Source organism: Priestia sp. YIM B13491, from assembly GCF_042787605.1.
GTDB lineage: Bacteria > Bacillota > Bacilli > Bacillales > Bacillaceae_H > Priestia > Priestia megaterium_E.
Window position 1 is genome coordinate 813238 of the sequence record NZ_JBHZOR010000002.1, and the last position, 13679, is coordinate 826916.

Genomic DNA, 13679 nt, shown 5'->3' on the forward strand with positions numbered 1-13679 from the left:
TAGTCCACACTCCTATTTTGAAACTAGTTGAACTGCAAATTTTAACACTTGTTCTCCATTACACGTTCCGTAGTGAACAGGATTTATAACGTCAACTGGCACTCCTTTTTCTTCACCTAGCTTCTTAAGCTGCGGCAATAAGTAGCGCACTTGAGGTCCTAATAAAAGTACATCCGCCTGATCAATATGGTTGCGAACAGAGTCACCAGGAACCGCCCAAATTTTATACTCCGTGCTTTGCTCCTGAGCGCTCTTTTCCATTTTTGTTACTAGTAAACTTGTAGACATTCCCGCTGCACAACATAATAGAATATTCATTTGTCATTCCCCCGTTTTTTTATTTTGCTATCTGTTTTGTTGATAGTTTTATCTTAAAATAAAAGCGCTTACATTTATACACAACCTTTTTCCGCTACTAACGGAAAAATTATGTTTGAACATTCAGATAAAAAAGAAGCCCTTCTCTCAGACTTCTTTTTTTATCTAATATTTTTCATAAACACCTCGATAAATTCCTCATAATCCTTACACTTTATTAAGCGCTGCACGACCTGCTTATCATCCACAACCCGGACTAACAAACTGTACATCTTCTGCAAATCACCTTGATTATTCGCTTTTACACTTAAAAGACAAATAAATTGTACGAGGTTTCCTTCCCACATAATCGGTTTTTTCAACGTGCAAATGGCCCAAAACGTCGTATCCGTTTGAGGAACCATAGGATGAGGAATCGCAACGAGATTGCCAAAACTTGTTGGTGATGCAGCTTCTCTTTCAAAAACAGATTCTATAAATTGAGAAGGAACTAGTCCTAGATGAGTTAATTTCTCTCCTAAAAAATGAAGCACTTCTTCTCTCGTTTGAAATTCTTGCTGTAAATATACTAATTCTTTTTTTGTGTATTCTAAGGAAGGCTGCTGTTTGTTCTTCATTAAACAATCAATTTTTTTAAAGTCACTGTTTCCTAGAATCGTACTTACTTGTACTACAGGAACAGGAAGATGATCTGGAATTGGAATGGTACTAACAATAAAATCTAAAGAGTGCAGAGACATTTGGTGAAGCTTATAATACTGCGTTGTTCCTAAAATAGTCAGATTTAATCCAAAAGTAGCCTGCAGCTTATATGATAATAGCTTGGCACTCCCTACTCCCGATGCGCATACAATCAAACAGCGCTTAGGCTGATTGATAATTTTTCGACGTTCAATAGCCCCTCCAATATGTAAAGCTAAATAGCCAATTTCCGTTTCATGCATGTCGATTTCAAGGCAATTTTTCAAAACCTTCCCAGCTATAATCCCAGCTTCAAAAGCCAGAGGGTAATGACTCTTAATTCCTTCAAGCATCGGGTTCCGCAGATTCATTCCATATTTATAGCGATTGATAGCCGGTTTCAAATGCAAGCTCATGCCAAGGATCAGCTCTGAATCTTCACTAATTCCTAAATGAAGCTCTTTTTCAATTGCTTCTAATATAGCTGCAGTTAATTCATAGATATTTGTGTCGATAAACTGCTTCACTTCTTTTTCTTCATGATTGCTATTGTTGAGCATCTTTGTACCTAACAAATGAATGGCGATATATGCCGTTTCTGACTTCGGAAAACGAATCTTGAATGCATTTTCAATCTCTCGCACAATTTCAGCTGCCACTTCATATTCTTTATGCGCCATAATCTCAAGCAGATCTTCTGAATACAAAGAGATAAAATTTTCTTCTTGTATTCGCTTACAAGCTATCGCTAAATGAATGATTAAATTGTTTAATCCAATGTCTGAAACCATAATATTGTATCGTTTTATTTGATTTAAAATGTGGGCTTTAATCGTTAAGATTGATTCTTGGGGCAGGATAGATATTTTATTGTATACCATATCTATTTCTTTATCTTTTCGGTTGAATATGTACTCAGACATACAGAATCTCATTTTCATTTCGTCCCCTTTGGCTTTCAAGCCGTAGTTAGGACGTTTTTCTAAAAGAATATCATATTTACAAAGCTGTTTTTTAACATCTCTTAAATCGTTTTGAACCGTTGACTTGCTAATATACAACTCGTCTGCTAAATCTTCGAGCTTCAAATATTCGTCTGCTAGCAGCAACCTTTTGATTAAATAATGCACGCGGTCATCAGGAACGGTTGGAATAGAAGTTGCATCAAATAATTGATTAGCCGAAAGTTCTTTTAATAGGTGATGGAACTGTTTTTCATCTAAAACGCTAAGTTCATACCCTGTCCCACGAGCTGATTTAATTTTAGCTCCGTACTGAGACAAAATGTCATCTAGCTGTTTTATATCCGTTCGAATAGTTCGAGAAGATACTTGATTTACTGTTGCTAAATATTCACTCGTAACGGTTGATAGTGTAGACTGTACGGACATTAGTTCTCTTAATATGACGATCATTCTTGAATTAAGCATGTTTGCTTCTCTCCATTCCCAGAAGATTTCTCCCTTATAAAACAAATGAAAAGGGCTGGTTATTTTAAACAAAAACAAAAAATACCTAAACAGCAACAAACAGAAACTACCTTTTTCTGTCCTTGCAGCTTAGGTTTTGCCTGCTTCATCAGTAACAACCCTAAAACAATAGGAATAAATGTCTTTATTTGTAATCTATCATTCTTTCTCTTTTTTTTCAATTTCAACTAAAGCATTAGGCTTAGTGGCATTAATGAAATTTATGTGGTCTGTTTATACCGGTGTAGCCCCAGTGCAAACGTACGGATTAAAAAGTCTAGAGTCTCATCAGTGCTTAATGACATTCCAAATCCCCCTTTCTGCTCCAAAGAAGAAAACCCATGTAAAATACTGCGAAGACTTCTAACAGCATGAAGGGCTTCATTTTCCGGAAGATGATACGGTTTTAACACATCTAGCACTAAAAACACAATGTTATCAGATGCTTTTTGTACTTCTTCATCCTGTATCCTTGGTGCTACCGTTGCCGTTGCTTCGTATATTCCCGGAGACTTTCTTACAAATGAAACGTATGCTTTACTTAGCCGATAAACAGCGTCTTCTGCAGAAGCATGTTCAACAGCACTTTTTAAAAGATGATATAGCTGCTGCAGTCCACTTAAAGCCAGTTCTTTGCGCAGCTCTTCTAACCCTTTTATATGGTTATATAAAGACGGTGGACGAACATTTAATTCTTTGGCTAATGAAGCAATTGTAACAGCATAAAACCCTTCACGATTGGCCAAATTTTCACCTGTTTGAATCACCTTTTTGAAATCTAATCCTTGTCGTGGCGACATCCCTTCATCTCCTTTTTTCTATTTTTACTTTCGCTTGTTGTATTGCTTTTCCCATCAATTTTAGCGGCTGAGAAAGAATTCTTCCGTGTCCAACAGCAAGAAGTGACGGGTTTAGTTCATGTAGCTTTTCTGCACTTTTAAGCGCTAGCTCTTTGCTCCACGTTCCAAAGGCAGGAAACGGAAACAGCGGTTTTAACTGACCTGATACTGCAATTCCTCCTCGCACTTGGAACGAATCTCCGGCAATTAATGCGTTCGTTCTCTGGTCTAAAAAAGACATAGATCCAGGTGTATGTCCAGGTGTAAAAATAGGAGCAAGTGAGCCTATATAAGAATCTTCTTCGATGAAATGATCAATTTTAGTTGAAACCTTTCCTAGTTTTGGTATTCCTCCACGGATTGGGTTTTGAGGTTCTTCAGAATCGAGTGTGAAATCTCCTGAAAATAATCGATAATCTCTTTGCGACATATAAACAGAAGCATTCGGCAACCTTTTTTTCAAATTATCAATCGCTCCGATGTGATCTTCATGAGTATGTGTAAAAACAATTCGAGTAATCGGTTTTCCAATTTGATCTGCAGCTTTCAAAATACCTGACGCGCTGTAAGGAAGAGCTGCATCGATTAATGTAAGGCTGTCTTTCTCTTCGACTAAATAACAATTCACTGGAAAAAAGCGAGGCAAAAACGTCAGTTGATACAACATTTTCTCACGAACTATTCTCATTTCCTCATCCCCTATTATCAAAATAAAAACTAATGGTATTAGTTTTTATTTTAACTAATACCATTAGTTTTATCAATCATATATTGGAAAAAACAAAAAAAGTGTGAGACATAACGAAATCAATTAAATCTAAAGACGAACAAATGAGATAAAGAAGCTCGTATGGTTCACCTGTTACACCGTCCCCACAAAAAAATCCGAATGCGTTTGATTCTTCATCAAGAATCAAACGCATTCGGATCTTCTTCCATAGTCTCTATTAAAATTAAACGTCTTTTCTTTCTCCTGTAGCAGCCACTACAATCGCACTGCCTTTCTTTAACTCTTCTTCATATTTTTTTGTTTCGTCTTTTGATAAGCCTAGTGAAGCCATTTTTGTTCGAAGCTCATCTTCTCTGGTTAAAAATAAACTCGCTGCTGAATGTAAAGGACCTTCTTCAGACAGTCGAATAATATTTGTGTCCGTTACTTCTGTTAAATTTTTAGAATTTTCCTTGTCATACGTAAACACGTATACTTCATCTTTCTCAAAACCTTTGTCTGCAAATTGATTAACTGCTTCGTTAATGTTTGCTCCTTTTTCTACTACTTCAACATGTTTCATTATTTATAACCTCCTGTTTCTATCGCACAACTTTCTTTTATACTTAGCAAAAGAATAAACTTCTTACTACTATATATACCCGTTTTCAGAAAGGAAAACCCGCATTTAGAGCTTTGCAGAGAGTTTGAATATCATTCCACATTATCCTTTAATAGAATGTATACCTCTTTTGCTTAACTTATTTGAAACAATCATTCAGCTTATTTTCAGCTACCATTCATAAGAAATTCATCTACATTGCTTATTATAAAAAAGGAAAAAGACGCTAATCAGGTACTTTATACGCATAATGAATGTCTGTGTCAGAGTAAGCCGGATATGAATGCAACCATTCATATCCGCTTTTTGTATGAAAGAACCTCTAACAACATCCTGTCCATACGTCTTACAACATACTATAATTCTCCATATTAACTAAAAATTCAGGTTATATAGGAGGTTACAAATGAACAGCCATCCACAGCCACAGTTAAAAAAAGAGTTAAAGATCCGGCATATCACCATGATTTCTCTTGGAGGAATTATCGGGGCAGGATTGTTTATCGGAAGCGGATCACTTATTAACACCGCTGGACCGGGATCTATTTTTTCGTACGCATTTGCTGGTTTGCTCGTTATTTTAGTCATGCGAATGCTTGGCGAAATGTCTACTGCCAATCCTTCCAGCGGTTCTTTTTCTACTTATGCAAAAGAAGCATTAGGCCCTTGGGCCGGCTACACGATTGGCTGGCTCTATTGGTTTTTCTGGGTTATCGTTATTGCTGTTGAAGCCATTGCAGGTGCAAATATTATTCAATACTGGTTCCCGTCTTTTCCGTCTTGGGGAGTAAGCCTGGCTCTTACTTTTTTATTAACGATGACCAATCTGTACTCTGTTAAATCTTTCGGAGAATTTGAATATTGGTTTTCCCTCATTAAAGTCGTCAGTATCGTTCTTTTTTTACTTTTAGGTATAGCTATTATTTGTGGATTCATTCCAGGAATTGATTCTCCCGGCACTTCCAACCTTTTGCACAAAGGCGGCTTTTTACCGAATGGAATTAGCTCTGTATTTTTAGGAATTGCCCTTGTCATGTTCTCTTTTATGGGAACAGAAATTGTCGCAACCGCAGCAGGTGAATCGTCTCAGCCTGAAAAAGCCATTACCATCGCGACCAATACCGTTATTTATCGCATTTTGTTTTTCTATTTAGGCTCTATTTTTATTTTAGTAACGGTTCTTCCGTGGAATTCGTCAAGCCTAATGAAAAGCCCATTTGTATCTATTCTTGAATTAGTGAATGTACCGGCCGCAGCTCAAATTATGAACTTTATTATTTTAACAGCCGTTCTTTCCTGTCTGAATTCTGGTCTGTATACAAGTTCTCGCATGCTGTTTTCCATGTCTCAAAACGGCGATGCGCCAAAAAGTTTTTCAAAATTAAATAAAAAAGGCGTGCCGGTTAGCGCGATATTAGCATGTACAGTTATCTCGTACATTAGCGTTATCTTTAACTATATTTCACCGGACAAAATCTTTTTGTTTTTAGTGAATGCGTCAGGCGGCGTAGCGCTTCTTGTATATCTTGTTATTGCATTTTCACAGATTAAAATGAGAAAAAAATATGAAAAAGAAAATCCCGAAGCATTAAAAATTAAAATGTGGTTATTTCCTTACTTAACTTACGCTACAATCCTTGCCATCACTAGTATTTTTATTGCCATGGCATTTATTGATTCATTACGTTCGCAGTTCTTCTTAACTCTTTTAATTGCTGTACTCGTCGTAGGTTCTTTTTTCTTTCAGCGTACCAAAATGACGAGCGGCTTAGCAGCAAAAGAAAATACATCAAAATAAAAGAGATTGAGACATAACTAAATGAATTCAATCTTAAGACGAACAAATGAGATAGATGAGCTGGACTGCTTATTACACCGCAGTTGATTTCCGTGCAAGGCTTCGCTTTCCGCGGGCTGCCGCTGAGCCTCCTCGTCGCTTGTGCTCCTGCGGGGTCTCATCTGTTCCGCTGTTCCCACAGGAGTCTTCGCCTTGCCCTCCAATCACCTGCTAAAAGGAACGAAACAGATGAAACTATATTCACCATCAAAAAAAACGAACCACGAATCAAACATATTGATTAATGGTTCGTTTTTCACTTGGATTAAAATGCTTTTGTAGCAGCCTCTTTTTATTTAACGAGATAAATCTCCTACAATTTTTGTTCCGTGTAATTCAGCTGCTTTTGTTTCTTTTATAACCGCCTCTGCGTTGCCTTCATGAATTCCTCCGCCAGGCAAAATAATAATACGTTCGTTAGCATATGTGATCAATTCCCGGATCATATGAAGATTTTCCAAAGCAGATCCTTTCCCTCCTTTGGTCAAAATACGGTCTGCTCCCAATTCACTAAGTATATCAATAGCTTTGTATTTATCTTTAATCTCATCAAATGCCATATGAAACGTAACGCTTAAAGGATGAGCTTCTGCTATTAACTCTTTAGTGCGTCCATAATCGATTTCAGCTTCTTCTGTTAAAATGCCAAATACTACTCCGTTTACTCCAAGGTCTTTACATGTTTTAACGTCTTTTTTCATAATTTGAAATTCTGCTTCGGAATATATAAAATCACCGCTTCTTGGGCGAATAATTACGTTGATATCTGTATCAAGATGTTCGCTTACATATTGAATGGTGCCGTAACTTGGCGTAGTGCCTCCTTGACTGAGATTGTCACATAATTCAATGCGGTCTGCTCCTAGCTTTTCTGCTTTTTTTGCCTGCTCATACCCTTCTACACACGCTTCTTTTATGTACTTCATACTCTCAACTCCTTTATTGTCTCTATAAATAAAGCCCATCTTTAAAAAGATGGACTTCCTTCTGCTATTTAATTGCCTTATGAACTTTTAATTTCTTTCCTTTAATCGTTTTGTTTTTCATTGCTTGTAACACTTTTGGACCTTTTCCATTCAAAATCTCTACATAAGAGACATTTTCTTGGATCGTAATAATTCCAATATCGTCCGCGGTTACTCCGTCTAACTTCGCAATTGTTCCCACAAAATCAACCGCTCTAATTTTCTTTTTCTTTCCTCCGTTAAAATACAGCTTCATAATGTCTTTATTTAATGACTCGCTTTTATCCTTTTTAACTTCTGGACGCTCATTGATTTTTTCAGTAAAAGCGGATGCTGCCTGCTGTACTTCTTCTTTAGAAGGAGGAGTAGATGTTGGAATTGAAAAACCGATATATTCTTCAATTTCCGATAGCATTCTCTCTTCATAAGGCGTTACAAATGTGATAGCCTTTCCTTTTTTACCGGCACGTCCCGTTCTTCCTGTACGGTGAACGTAGCTTTCTTTTTCTAACGGAAGGTCGTAGTTAATAACGTGTGTGATATTATCAATATCAATTCCTCTCGCAGCTACATCTGTCGCCACTAAATAGCGGAATTTACCTTTTTTGAAATCATTCATAACCTCAAAACGGTCTTCTTGTACCATTGCCCCGTGAATTTTATCACAAGGATACCCAAGATCATCTAAATCATCTAACAGCGTATTTACCTGCTCTTGTGTGCGGCAAAAAATGATGCAGCTGTCTGGGTTTTCTACTGTGGTTACGTCTTTCAGCAGTTCAAATTTACGTTCGTTTTCTACTGATATAACAGAATGGTCAATCGTACTTGTCGTTAATCCGTTCGCTTTGATTTCAACATCAACCGGCTTTTTCATATACTTGCGAGAAAGCTCTTCAATATCTTCAGGAAGCGTAGCAGAGAAAAGCATCGTTACACGCTCACTAGGAAGATGTTGAATGATTGCTTCTACTTGGTCAATAAAACCCATATTTAGCATTTCATCTGCTTCATCAATAACCAAATAACGAATTTTCTCTAATGCAAGCGTTTCTTTTTCTATATGATCAAGCACTCGTCCAGGCGTACCTACAACAATATGTGTTTTTTGCTTTAATTCTACTTTTTGCTTAGCAAACGGTGATTTTCCGTAGACAGCTGCTGCTTTAATTCGCTTAAAACGGCCGATATTTGTAATATCTTCTTTTACCTGCGCGGCCAGCTCTCGTGTAGGTGTTAACACTAAGGCCTGGGGCTTATTTTCTTCCCAGTTAACTAATTCACACAGTGGAATGCCAAAGGAAGCCGTTTTTCCACTTCCTGTTTGAGACTTCACGACAACATCTCTTTCTTCTAGCGCGATGGGAAGCACCTTGCTTTGTACTTCCGTGGGATGATTGTATTGCAGGCTAGAAAGCGCCTTAGCTACCTTATCGCTAAGACCATATTGACTAAAACTTCTTTGATTCATTTTGTACCCTCATTTATTTTAAATTAGTGATTATCTTTATCATGACCTGATGCACTATGTTTCATTATACTTTAATTCTTCTATACGCGCTCAAGATTTAATGTAGCATTGATTTGTCAAACAAAAGAGAAAAGCCGCTCTCTTATTAATAAGAAAACGGCTTTGGTATGAGCGATGAGGGATTCGAACCCCCGACCCCATCCCTGTCAAGGATGTATTCTCCCACTGAACTAATCGCTCGTGATATGTATTGACTATATTATAGAAAGAGTTATCCAATTTTGTCAACTATTTTTCCGCAGTTCCCAAGTTGGAAGGATCGTCTTTACTTTTGATAAAATAAAAACATGCCATAAAGGAGCGTGACGGGATGAAAGTACCAACTTTAAAAATTGACAGCCGTGTACTTCAAGGATTCGCTTCCAAAGAGACAATCGAAAAAGCGCTGTTACATGAACGTTCTGCTAAAGACAGAGAGAAATGATTTACTAAGAGGTGCATTTGATGAATATTAATTATTATTTTAGTCGGTTTTTAGCTAAGAAACCGGATAGCCCAACGTATGAAAGCTTAGCTGCTTTACAGAACAAACACATGCTTCATGTTCCTTTTGAGAACTTAGATGTTCTGTCTCAAACCCCTATTATAATTGATTTAGAACGAATTTTTCAAAAAGTAATTGTAAATTTGCGGGGAGGATTTTGCTACGAATTAAACGGTTTATTTGGCTGGCTGTTAAAAGAAAGCGGATATGAAGTCTCTTACGTTTCAGCTACCGTCAAAAAACCCGACGGCACGTGGACCATTGAAGGAAGTCACGCTACAAATCTTGTGACGATTAAAAATCAGCCTTACATCGTAGACGTTGGGTTTGGAGATTCTGTGCGCAAGCCAATGCCTTTAAATGGCGAAGTAGTAAGAGATGTAAGCGGCTCTTATCGTATGACAAACGTTGCTGAGCATATGTACGATTTGCAGCGATGGGAAGATGATGTATGGAAAACGCTGTACCGTGTGTCTACGCTTCCTAAGAAACTGACTGACTTTACTCCCATGTGTGAGTTCAATCAAACGTCAGCCGATTCTCCGTTTGTACACAAACGTCTTGTTACAATCGCAACCCCTACAGGGCGCATTACCCTTTCCGGTGAAACGCTGACTGTAACAGATGGCGAAAAAAAGACGAAAAGGAACCTTTCAGAAGAAGAAATACCTGATATTTTACAAAATCATTTTTATATTATTAAAGGATTTTATTAATATGTCCTTACACGAAAAACCGGCCTCTTATGGGGCCGGTTTTTGTACAGGAGTAATCATCCTGTTTTCTACAGGCGACTTTAAAATAATTGAGGTATTCACATTTCCATAAGGAATCAGTTCATCCACTAGCATTCTAAGTCCATCCATTCCAGACACGGCTGCTTTAATAAAGTAAGAAACCGGCCCCGTTACGCGATGACATTCAAGCACGTCTTCATTTTGCTCAATAAAGTCTTCAAATTCCTCCGGTTTTCTTTTTAATTCACTTACTTGAATAAACAGCTGTGTATCTCTTCCTAAAGCTTTCGGAGACACCGTAGCGCTGAAACGCTGGATCACCCCTCGTTCCTGAAGACGCTGAAGTCTTTCTGATACGCTTGGACGGCTAAGAGCCAGCTTTTTTGATAAATCACTAATCGTCATACGTCCGTCCCTTTGCAAAATAGACAATAGTTGTGCATCGATTTGATCCATACAAACCTTTCCTTTCAAAATGAATATAATAAATAAAATCTTTATTCAAGTTGATAACAGAACAAGTATTATTTCCTTCATTTATACATGTGTTTTCTTTATTTAATATCCTATCATTAAAGTAGATAATTGAAAATGAAAATTCCGAAAAAACAAACAAAGGGGTTTATTTATGAAAAAAGTTTTATGGATTATTCTTGGATGTACGATTGCAAGTATTGGTGTTCTTATCTTGCGGCACTCTCACGTAGTGACCGGGGGAACAGCTGGTCTGTCTCTTAGCTTGTCATATGCCCTTCCCTTATCGTTTGCCGTGATCTTTTTTCTCATTAATATTCCTTTTTACCTCTTTTCCTTCTTTCAAATGGGATGGAAATTTACCGCCACAACTATAGGATCAGTGTCTTTGCTATCGCTTCTCACTTCACTCGATCACTTGCTTCCTTCTTTTACACTTCCCAGCCTGATGGGTGCTGTTACGGGCGGACTAATTGCCGGCCTTGGCTTATCCATTTTATTTATGAACGGAGCTTCTCTCGGCGGTGCTAATATTCTAGCGTTATTCGCGCAGCGAAAATTCGGTTGGGATCCTGGAAAAGTGAATTTTTCATTTGATTTCCTTGTCGTGCTGTCGAGCATGTATTCAATTGGACTTTCAAAAGGAATTTTCTCTGTTATATCCATTGCGATTACAGGTTTTGTCATCAGCTACTTCAAACAAAAGATTGCTTTACACAATCAACCGACATCCGCTTCTTCCACACAGCCTTTAGATAATGCGCTTTCTAAATAAAAACCACGATTTAGCTGTGGCTAAATCGTGGTTTTTATTTACATTTTTTCTACTTTTATAAAATCAAATTGGGCTTCATACCCTTCTCCTTGAGGACTACAAGCATAAATACCAACTTGAACAGGTTCTTTGGTTGAGTTCAATAAGTGAGCGAGTCGGAGCTGAGTCCAAGAATCTCCATCACTTGAATAACAAACGGTGTAATCATCGTTTTTGCGCTGAATTTTAAAATAAAGCGCTGATTTGTTTTGAGTAAAATTTTGACTGGACCAATCTGAGAAGCCCTGGTTGGTTACGACTGCTCCTAATTGGTTAGGACCATCGGGATTGTATTCAACTGACGTTTTGATCCACGTATCTTTTGATACACGAATCATGAGACCTGCTTGATCGTAGCGATTAACTGGATATGTATGCACCTTTGTCATGATTTCAAAGTCGCCTTCTACTTCACGGTAAAGAAAGTGTCCATTGTCCGCTTCAAAGCCATAATGAGTACGCTGCCAAAAATCCGTTTTAGCGTCTGTTTTAATCACTAATCGATTCGTTTCTGTATCAATTTGAAATTGAGCTGGTGGACAATACCAAGAAACGTCTGAATCTAATTTTCCTTCTGAAAAGTTTGTGAAAAATACTAGTTGATTACTCACTCTCTGTCATTCCCTTCTTAGAAGCTATTATTCTTCTATTTCTATTTTGCCATAATTTAACGAATAAATAAAATATTTTGATTATTTTTCTTGTAAATTCTTTTCTTTCATAAAAAAATAAGACTCTTTTACATAGAGTAAAAGAGTCTTATTTTTAAATTAATGCATTTAGAATAAGTGCTCCTGCAAAAGCAATAAAGGATAGAAGCGTTTCCAGAACGGTCCATGTTTTGAACGTTTCTTTCACTGTTAATCCTAAATACTCCTTCACCATCCAGAAGCCAGCATCATTAACATGAGAGAACATTAGTGAACCCGCACCCGTAACGATAACAAGCAGTTCTAAGTTAACACCGGACATATGCTCAATGATTGGTGAGACAATACCAGCAGCTGTTGTTAATGCAACTGTTGCTGAACCTGTAGCAATACGGATTAATCCAGCAATTAAAAATGCAAGTACAAGTGGTGATAGAGATAGATGTTCAGACATTTGACCAATCGTTGTACCTACTCCGCTATCGATTAATACTTGTTTGAAGCCACCCCCTGCACCAATAATTAAGACAATAGATCCTACAGGAAGCAAACATTCTTCCGTTAGTTTTTTAATCACATCTTTTGTCATACCTTGACGTTTTCCAAGCAGGTAAAACGCTGCAAAACAAGCAATTAAAAGTGCAATTAATGGACTTCCTATTAATTCTACAAACTTCACTACGCCGCTTGGCAATCCGTTAATAACAGGTGCTATCGCTGCTAAGATCATTAATAGAACGGGCAGTAAAATGACAAAAAATGAAACGCCTGTACCAGGAAGATCTTTTGATGTTGTCGTAATACGAATTAGATCAGGTTCTCCTTCTGGAATCACTCGTTTGTGAACCCATTTTGCAAAAACTGGTCCAGCGATAACTGCAGCTGGAATTGAAATGATTAATGCGTATAAAAGCACTTTTCCCGTATTTGCTCCGTAAATACTAATAGCTGCCATCGCTCCTGGATGAGGAGGAACGAGACCGTGAACAATTGATAATCCTGCAATAACCGGCAGAGCAATCAATAATATATTTTGTTTTGTTGTTTTATGAATCGAAATAACTAAAGGCAGTAGAATTAAAATTCCTACTTCGAAGAAAACAGGAATACCAATAATGAAACCTGCTACTAGCATCGCCCATGGCAGTCTTTTCACACCGAATATTCTTACGAAATAATCCGCTACCTGCATGCCGGCACCTGAATCGGCCATCAGCTTACCTAAAATCGTTCCCAGCGCTAAAATTCCTACTAAGTGCCCTAAAACACCGCCCACTCCCGTTTCGTAAGCGCCAACAATTTTATCCATTGATAACCCAGAAGCAATTGCCAAAAACAAACTCGCAACCGTTAAACTAATAAACGCATGCCATTTAAAAACTGAAACACCTACAATAACAATAACAATTGCGGCAACTGTAATAGCTAATAAGTATGCATCCATCTTGCTTTCCACCTTCCCTTTAAGTAAACGCTTTCTCTATGTAGCAAAAAAGCTCTACACCCTGTGAATTTTTTAAAAAATAAGTTCCAATTATCGAAATCGTTT

At 37.5% G+C, this 13679-nt stretch carries 14 protein-coding genes and 1 tRNA gene; 3 read left to right on the plus strand and 12 right to left on the minus strand.

Translation table 11 applies throughout. The features are described 5' to 3' along the window. Positions 1-12: 12 nt before the first annotated feature. The 5 genes from ACFX4E_RS10110 to ACFX4E_RS10130 form a co-directional block, all read right to left on the minus strand. Positions 13-318 (minus strand): PTS sugar transporter subunit IIB, encoded by a 306-nt coding sequence (locus tag ACFX4E_RS10110; protein WP_013055477.1) that lies wholly within the window; start codon positions 316-318, stop codon positions 13-15. A gap of 161 nt (positions 319-479) precedes the next feature. Beyond that, positions 480-2429, minus strand: a complete 1950-nt coding sequence (locus tag ACFX4E_RS10115) for a BglG family transcription antiterminator (protein ID WP_377258341.1) — start codon at positions 2427-2429, stop codon at positions 480-482. 260 nt (positions 2430-2689) lie between these two features. Then, positions 2690-3268 (minus strand): TetR/AcrR family transcriptional regulator, encoded by a 579-nt coding sequence (locus ACFX4E_RS10120; RefSeq protein WP_028407509.1) that lies wholly within the window; start codon positions 3266-3268, stop codon positions 2690-2692. A 4-nt stretch (positions 3269-3272) separates the two neighbouring features. After that, entirely contained in the window at positions 3273-3995 is a 723-nt protein-coding gene (locus ACFX4E_RS10125) for an MBL fold metallo-hydrolase (RefSeq protein WP_028407508.1), read from the minus strand. Positions 3996-4260: 265 nt separating this feature from the next. Beyond that, complete coding sequence (locus tag ACFX4E_RS10130; protein ID WP_013081802.1) at positions 4261-4599, minus strand: YflT domain-containing protein; 339 nt, start codon at positions 4597-4599, stop codon at positions 4261-4263. A gap of 445 nt (positions 4600-5044) precedes the next feature. On the opposite strand from ACFX4E_RS10130, the gene ACFX4E_RS10135 reads away from it, so the two are divergent. Continuing rightward, the gene (locus ACFX4E_RS10135) at positions 5045-6436 is read left to right on the plus strand and encodes an amino acid permease (protein WP_098333824.1); all 1392 of its coding nucleotides are present in this window, start codon (positions 5045-5047) and stop codon (positions 6434-6436) included. Between the two features lie 72 nt (positions 6437-6508). Here the strand turns inward: ACFX4E_RS10135 and ACFX4E_RS10140 are convergent, their stop codons facing one another. From ACFX4E_RS10140 to ACFX4E_RS10155, 4 genes are all read right to left on the minus strand, one after another. Further along, positions 6509-6643, minus strand: a complete 135-nt coding sequence (locus ACFX4E_RS10140; protein WP_014461531.1) for a hypothetical protein — start codon at positions 6641-6643, stop codon at positions 6509-6511. A gap of 128 nt (positions 6644-6771) precedes the next feature. Further along, a complete protein-coding gene (locus ACFX4E_RS10145; RefSeq protein WP_098790839.1) occupies positions 6772-7401 on the minus strand; it encodes a copper homeostasis protein CutC in 630 nt (209 codons plus the stop codon). A 64-nt stretch (positions 7402-7465) separates the two neighbouring features. Further along, complete coding sequence (locus ACFX4E_RS10150) at positions 7466-8911, minus strand: DEAD/DEAH box helicase (RefSeq protein ID WP_028407505.1); 1446 nt, start codon at positions 8909-8911, stop codon at positions 7466-7468. A gap of 168 nt (positions 8912-9079) precedes the next feature. Beyond that, positions 9080-9151 (minus strand) — tRNA-Val (locus ACFX4E_RS10155). Between the two features lie 264 nt (positions 9152-9415). Between ACFX4E_RS10155 and ACFX4E_RS10160 the strand changes: the two genes are divergently transcribed. Beyond that, positions 9416-10171, plus strand: a complete 756-nt coding sequence (locus ACFX4E_RS10160; protein ID WP_098248675.1) for an arylamine N-acetyltransferase family protein — start codon at positions 9416-9418, stop codon at positions 10169-10171. A gap of 27 nt (positions 10172-10198) precedes the next feature. On the opposite strand, the gene ACFX4E_RS10165 is transcribed toward ACFX4E_RS10160, so the two are convergent. Further along, a complete protein-coding gene (locus ACFX4E_RS10165; protein ID WP_013055467.1) occupies positions 10199-10648 on the minus strand; it encodes an Lrp/AsnC family transcriptional regulator in 450 nt (149 codons plus the stop codon). Between the two features lie 172 nt (positions 10649-10820). On the opposite strand from ACFX4E_RS10165, the gene ACFX4E_RS10170 reads away from it, so the two are divergent. Next, on the plus strand, positions 10821-11441 hold the full coding sequence (locus ACFX4E_RS10170) for a YitT family protein (protein WP_028407503.1): 621 nt from the start codon (positions 10821-10823) through the stop codon (positions 11439-11441). 38 nt (positions 11442-11479) lie between these two features. On the opposite strand, the gene ACFX4E_RS10175 is transcribed toward ACFX4E_RS10170, so the two are convergent. Together ACFX4E_RS10175 and ACFX4E_RS10180 are read right to left on the minus strand one after the other, a co-directional pair. Next, entirely contained in the window at positions 11480-12091 is a 612-nt protein-coding gene (locus ACFX4E_RS10175) for a DUF1349 domain-containing protein (protein ID WP_028407502.1), read from the minus strand. 154 nt (positions 12092-12245) lie between these two features. Next, positions 12246-13574, minus strand: a complete 1329-nt coding sequence (locus ACFX4E_RS10180) for a GntT/GntP/DsdX family permease (protein ID WP_028407501.1) — start codon at positions 13572-13574, stop codon at positions 12246-12248. Positions 13575-13679: the final 105 nt, after the last annotated feature.